The sequence below is a fragment of the Streptomyces sparsus genome (assembly GCF_054776295.1).
The window spans coordinates 1-1,853 of sequence record NZ_BAAHCA010000941.1; the positions used below are offsets into that span (position 1 = coordinate 1).

The 1,853-nt window shown below is 71.9% G+C and carries 2 protein-coding genes; one reads left to right on the forward strand and one right to left on the reverse strand.

Annotated elements, in window-relative coordinates; genetic code table 11:
- Positions 1-345: 345 nt before the first annotated feature.
- Positions 346-1,251 carry a zinc metalloprotease HtpX gene (gene htpX / locus ACYVE9_RS25130; protein ID WP_461030187.1) on the reverse strand — a complete coding sequence of 302 codons (906 nt, stop codon included), beginning with the start codon at positions 1,249-1,251 and terminating at the stop codon, positions 346-348.
- A 99-nt stretch (positions 1,252-1,350) separates the two neighbouring features.
- Here htpX and ACYVE9_RS25135 point away from each other — a divergent pair, with 99 nt between their 5' ends.
- Positions 1,351-1,821: a hypothetical protein gene (locus ACYVE9_RS25135; RefSeq protein ID WP_461030188.1), complete on the forward strand. Its 471-nt coding sequence runs from the start codon at positions 1,351-1,353 to the stop codon at positions 1,819-1,821.
- Positions 1,822-1,853: the final 32 nt, after the last annotated feature.

The following is a 1,853-nucleotide window of genomic DNA, read 5'->3' on the forward strand; positions in this document are numbered from 1 at the left end:
CGCACGCGCGGACGGCGCGCACTGCCTGCTGGCCCGCACCACCCCGGACAACGCGGCGGCCCTGGCGGTCCTCACCGCACTCGGCGCCCGGCTGACCCACGAGGCCCCGGCCAGCGTCACCGCCCGTTTCCCCCTCACCCCGCACACTGAACACCCACCGCACTGAACACCCACCGCACCGAACGCGGACACCGCTGTTCGCAACCGCCGTCCTCCCGGGACACCGACATCAGGACGGCGGCCGTCCTCGCGGGGCCCCCGGCGTCAGGACAGCGGCCGCCGACGCGTCGTCCGGACCGCCGACGTGTCAGCCGGACCGCCGACGCGTCGTCCGGACCGTCGGTGTCAGGGCCTGCCCAGCTCGCGCGAGATGCGGCCGAGCTGGTCGAGGCGCTGCTCCAGCGTGGGATGCGAGGACAGCAGCTTGCTGAACGACTGGCCGGAGAAGGCCGGGGCGAAGAAGAAGGCGTTGAACGGTTCGGCCCGGCGGAGGTCGCGCGTGGGGATCCGCGCCATCTGCCCGGTCACCTTGGTGAGGGCCGCAGCCAGCGCGGACGGCTTGCCGGTGAGCAGGGCGGCCCCGCGGTCGGCGGAAAGCTCCCGGTACCGGGAGAGCAGCCGGGTCAGCAGGTAGCTGATGACGTACACCACCACACTGACCAGGGGAACGATCAGCGCGATGATCGCGGTGTTGTTGTTGCGCTCACCCCCGCGCATCATGCCGCTCCACAGTGCCATCCGGGTGATGGTGCCGGCGAGCACCCCGAGGAAGGAGGCGAAGGTCATCACGGCGACGTCCCGGTGGGCGACGTGGGACAGCTCGTGCGCGAGCACCCCCTCCAGCTCCTCGGGCTCCAGCCTGCGCAGCAGCCCGGTGGTGGCGCACACCAGGGCCTTGTCCTGGCTGCGCCCGGTGGCGAAGGCGTTGGGTACGTCGCTGTCGGCGATCGCGACGCGCGGCTTGGGCATGTCCGCCAGCGCGCACAGCCGGTCGATCACACCGTGCAGTTCCGGGGCCTGCTGCGGCGTGACCTCGCGAGCGCCCATGCTGTAGGCGGCGATGCGGTCGCTGAACCAGAACTGCGCGACGAACATGCCGCCGGCGAAGATCAGGACGAGCGGCCAGGCGTTCCGGAAGAGCGCGATCAGCACGCCCATGAACACCACGTAGAGCAGCCCGATGAGGAACATCGTGGTCACCATGCGCCTGGTGAGTCCGCGGTCGGGTGCGTAGCGTGTCGTCCGTGCCATCTGCCGTCGCCTCCTGACGTCCCTGGTGTTGCTGCGACGCCCTCTCTGCGGACTGTACGCCTTGTCCGGTTTGAGTGGCGTCAATAAGATCATGTGGTGATGAGCACCGAAGCGGTGGTTCTCGCCGTACGGGAGGTGGCCGCCGCCCACGGCCACCGGGTGCGGGTGAGCCACGACATCGGCGCCGACCGGGTGTCCCGCCGCACCGACGCGCCGCTCGGCGCGGTGATCGATCCGGACGGTTCGCTGCCGCACGAGGCGTTCCTGGAGACCGTCACCGAGCCGCGGCTCGAGATGACCGTGTACCCCGACGGTGACGCGGTGATCGTCGTCGAGGGGGTCGAGTTCCACGACGTGCCGGCCGACGACGTGCCGGCCTTCGTGCGCTGCGTCTACGACGGCGCCGCCCACGTCACCGGCGGACGTCCGTCGGGGGTCCGGCGTCTGCCGCCGCTGCGGTGGCTGGCCGCGACGCGGTGGCTGGTGGTGCCGCTGCCGCACGGCCCGGTCCACCGGGAGCCGGTCCTCCCGCTGTGCGGCACCCGCTGGCTCACCGCCCGCACCCGCTGACCGACACCGCCCACACCCCCGTCACCGCCCAC